4 protein-coding genes are annotated in these 3,699 nt (G+C 67.1%); 1 reads left to right on the forward strand and 3 read right to left on the reverse strand.

Annotated features, from left to right (window positions below):
* Positions 1-8: 8 nt before the first annotated feature.
* The 3 genes from AB0H49_RS01330 to AB0H49_RS01340 all read right to left on the reverse strand — a co-directional run bounded on the left by AB0H49_RS01330 (position 9) and on the right by AB0H49_RS01340 (position 2,682).
* A complete protein-coding gene (locus AB0H49_RS01330; protein ID WP_355000134.1) occupies positions 9-503 on the reverse strand; it encodes a YbaB/EbfC family nucleoid-associated protein in 495 nt (164 codons plus the stop codon).
* A gap of 75 nt (positions 504-578) precedes the next feature.
* Positions 579-896: a hypothetical protein gene (locus tag AB0H49_RS01335; protein WP_355000135.1), complete on the reverse strand. Its 318-nt coding sequence runs from the start codon at positions 894-896 to the stop codon at positions 579-581.
* 187 nt (positions 897-1,083) lie between these two features.
* Entirely contained in the window at positions 1,084-2,682 is a 1,599-nt protein-coding gene (locus AB0H49_RS01340) for a hypothetical protein (protein WP_357245883.1), read from the reverse strand.
* Positions 2,683-2,957: 275 nt separating this feature from the next.
* Here AB0H49_RS01340 and AB0H49_RS01345 point away from each other — a divergent pair, with 275 nt between their 5' ends.
* On the forward strand, positions 2,958-3,629 hold the full coding sequence (locus tag AB0H49_RS01345; protein WP_355000137.1) for a response regulator transcription factor: 672 nt from the start codon (positions 2,958-2,960) through the stop codon (positions 3,627-3,629).
* Positions 3,630-3,699: the final 70 nt, after the last annotated feature.

Genomic DNA, 3,699 nt, shown 5'->3' on the forward strand with positions numbered 1-3,699 from the left:
CGCGCACGTCACCAAACCGAGTCGGTGACGCCCTTTCCGGTTTCGGGCTTGTCCTCGATGGTCTCCACATCGGTGAAGACCATCTCCGTTTCCTCGCGCTCGGCGTCGCCTGGCGGCGCGACGGAAACCGGGGGTTCCGTGGGGATCTCGCTCTGGAAGTCGGGCATTCCCGGGATCACGTCGGAGAGCTTGGGCAGCCGCGCTCGCTCCTCCGCCAAGGGGGCCATCACTCGCTTGCTCTGATCGAACACATCCTGGGCGGCCTGCTGAGCCAGCCGAGTGATGGCTTTGGCGATGTCCTCGTAGCTGTATTCGTCGATGCCGCTGCCGAATTTGGTTTGGATGACCACCCCGTTCGCGTTCACCGTCACCGAGATCTGCCGGTCCCTGGTGCTCGCCGTGGCGGTGAGCTTGACGCGCTGCTGCTGCATCTCGGCGATCTCGCGGATGCGGCTGCGGAATTCGTCCATCACATCGGCGATCTCGGCATCGCGTCTGGCCATCTAGTTCTCACCCACTCCACAAACTCTCATGGCGGCCCGAGTGGACCGCCCGCCAACTACCAGCAACCGGTCGGATCAGATGTTCTCGAACTGCTCTCGACGCTTCTGCTCCTCGCGTTCGGCGTTCGTCGCGTTCTGGAACTGGCCGTCGGACAGCTTGCCCCAGGACTTCGCCATGGTCCGTGTGCCCTCGACAGCGCCCTCGAGCTGGTATTTCAGACCCTTCGGATCATCCATGAACTTCTTGCCGAAGACCGGGTCGGAACTGACGATCGAGATCAGCGAATCCAGCTGCGCCTGCACTCGATCCGCGAGGCCGTCCATGCGGTCGCGGACCTTGCCGGTGTCGGTGCCCGCGATGCGCTGCTTTTCCACAAAACTCTCGACGTCCACGTGGCACCTCTCTTCTCACAACGCCCGTACCAGCCACAAAGCGGCTGATACGCAGATCTTTCCGACCATTCTGGCACCTCGGCCGACGCTGCGGGACGATTCACCGGCGGGAGAAGCTAAAGAACCCGTTAGGAATTCGCCATCGATCCGTTCCCTGTTGTTAACCCGCAATGGGCGGGCAATCAGGTCAGGCGTCGACCATCCCGTTGCGCTCCTGGAAGCGCTGCTCGAACTCCGCGATGTAGCGCGAGGGTGCGATCGAGGACGAGGATTGTTCCAGCACACCGTCATCGGCGATGTAGAACAGTGCACGTCCGATGGCGATCTCGCCCGGCGCGGTCGGCACGTAGACCATCCAGCCGCAGCTGATGCGGTCGGCGCGCAGCTGATCCAGCGGATAGCCGGTGGTGTCGAGATCGCGGTCGAGGATGTAGCGGCGCACCTGGTCGATGGCCTCGTCCTCGGGCATCGGATCCGGCAGCGTGGTGGCCACGCCGGCCATGGTGAGCTGGTAGAAGGCGCTGTCGATGTCGTAGCCGCCCTCGTCACCGAAGACGCTGATCAGCGTATCTCTGGTCACCACACCGGCTTCCGCGGCCGAGACCAGCGTGGCCACGGCGGCGACCTGGCCGTCGGTGGGCTCGGCGGCGACCAGGCCGGCGATCACGTTGGTCACCGTCTGCGCGGTCCAGATACCGGGCACGGCCTCGGCGAGCTGATCGGCCGTCGGCGAGTCGGCGCGGTACCAGCGACCGCCCTCCCACCAGTAGCAGAACGACAGCAAACCACTGGCGGCCCGCGGATTCAGCACCGGGTTCGCCACCCAGGCCGGAGCACCGGCGTAGTACGCGGGCAGCTGCGCGCCCTGGTTGTATGCCGCGTCCAAGGCGGGCGCGTTCCAGACACCACCGGAGAGCACGGCCCGGCCACCGGGCAGCATGTACAGCGTCGAGCCGCCCCGCTTGGCGCCTTCGAACCAGCCGAGCGCGGGCAGAATACGCGGCCCCCACTCGGAACCGACGGCGACGAACGCGGCCGCCAGCAGCGCCCAGCGGGCCCACAGCGTGGGCAGCGCCGGGAAATCGCGCTCCGAGATCGTCCCGCGCACACCGGCTTCCCGATCCGCGCGCGCCAAGACGGCGGCCTCGGCCGGGGTGCGGGACTGGCGGTTGCCGTGATTCACGTACGCGGCCAGCCACACCGGCAGCCTGTCCCGCGGATTGGCTTCCAGGTCGGCCCGGTACACCTCGGCCGGGAACAGGTGATCGTCCGGGAACGGCTCGTCACCGTAGTCGTAGTCGATATCCAGCCGACCGGCCGGAGTCAGCTGCAACAGCAGCCGCCACCACGGGCCGTCGCCCATGGCGGCGGACACCTCGCGGTGCCTGCGCACCAGCTCCAACACCGCCTCCGACGGCTGGACGCGGACCGAACGCTCCTGATCGTCGCTGAACACGATCTGCGCGACCTCGGCGACCGCGGTGAAAGCGAACACCGCGTCCAGCTTGGACCAGCCCTGCGGGCCGCCGGTGGCCAGTTCGCGGGCCAGATTGTGGCCGATCTCGCGGGCCTGCTCGGCCGGGTCCACGGTCTCGGGCTCCGGCTCCGGGTCGGAATCACCCAGCGAGAACTCCACATCGGGTTCGTCGCTGCTCTCTTCGAACGCCTGCTGGAACTCCTGGCGGAACTCTTCGTCGGCGCGCTGCTCGGGTGTGAGATTCGGCTGCTGATCGCCGGGGACCTGGTCGTCGCGGGCCTCGTCGTTCGGGCCTTGTGGGCTGGTCACGGTGCAGCTATCTCCTCGTTCACGCACCGGTAACCGGAATCCCGAGGGGCGTCCGGTTACAGGCTAGAGCCGACTTGCTGTCCTTCATCCTGGCACAGGCCGTCGAAAAGCGACCCGAAGGAAGCAGCTGGGAAGGAATTCTGGCGCACCTCCTGAGTTTTCGTCTCGCTCATGGGCGACGACTTCCCTAAGAACGTGTCAAGGTCTCGAGCATGCCAGTCCCCCGCCACCCGATATCCCTGCGGGCGGAACCTGCGATTTGCGAGGATCTGTGCGTGAGACTTGCGATAGTCGAAGATGACCCCGGAGTCGGCGACGCCCTGGTCGCGGCGCTGCGCGCCAAGGACTATCAAGCCGACCATCTGCGGCGCGGCTCCGACCTGCTGCTCACCCACGACCGCTACGACGCCGTCATCCTGGACCTGGGCCTGCCCGATATGGACGGCCTGGACGTCTTGCGCAAACTCCGCGAAGTCAGCTCGGTGCCGGTGCTGATCCTCACCGCGCGCAGCGGTGAACGCGCCGTCATCCGCGGGCTGCGCGCCGGAGCCGACGACTATCTGACGAAGCCGCCGCGCGTCGGCGAACTGGTGGCGCGCCTGGAAACCGTCACCCGCCGCGCCGGTACCCCCACCGCCCCCGCTCAGGTGGTGGTGACCGGCGATGTTCGCGTCGACCTGCAAGCGCGCACCGTCGAGGTCGCGGGCGCCCCGATCACGCTCACCCAGAAGGAATTCGAATTGGTGCGCGTCCTCGTGGAACGCCCGGGCGCCGCCGTCAGCCGCCAGCAACTCATGGACCGCATCTGGGGCGACGCGTTCGCCGCCATCTCCCGCGCCCTCGATGTCCACATGGCCGCGCTGCGCGCCAAACTTGGGCGCCCCAACCTCATCACCACCATCCGCGGCTACGGGTACCGCTGGGAAACGGGCCCCCCGGGTCTCTGACCACTACCGCGATCCACTGTCTGGAACAGGCGTAGGGGGACCGCTTTCCGCTCTCGGCACAGCGTGCTGG

Origin of the sequence: Nocardia sp. NPDC050713, from assembly GCF_040654315.1 — a bacterium.
Lineage (GTDB): Bacteria > Actinomycetota > Actinomycetes > Mycobacteriales > Mycobacteriaceae > Nocardia.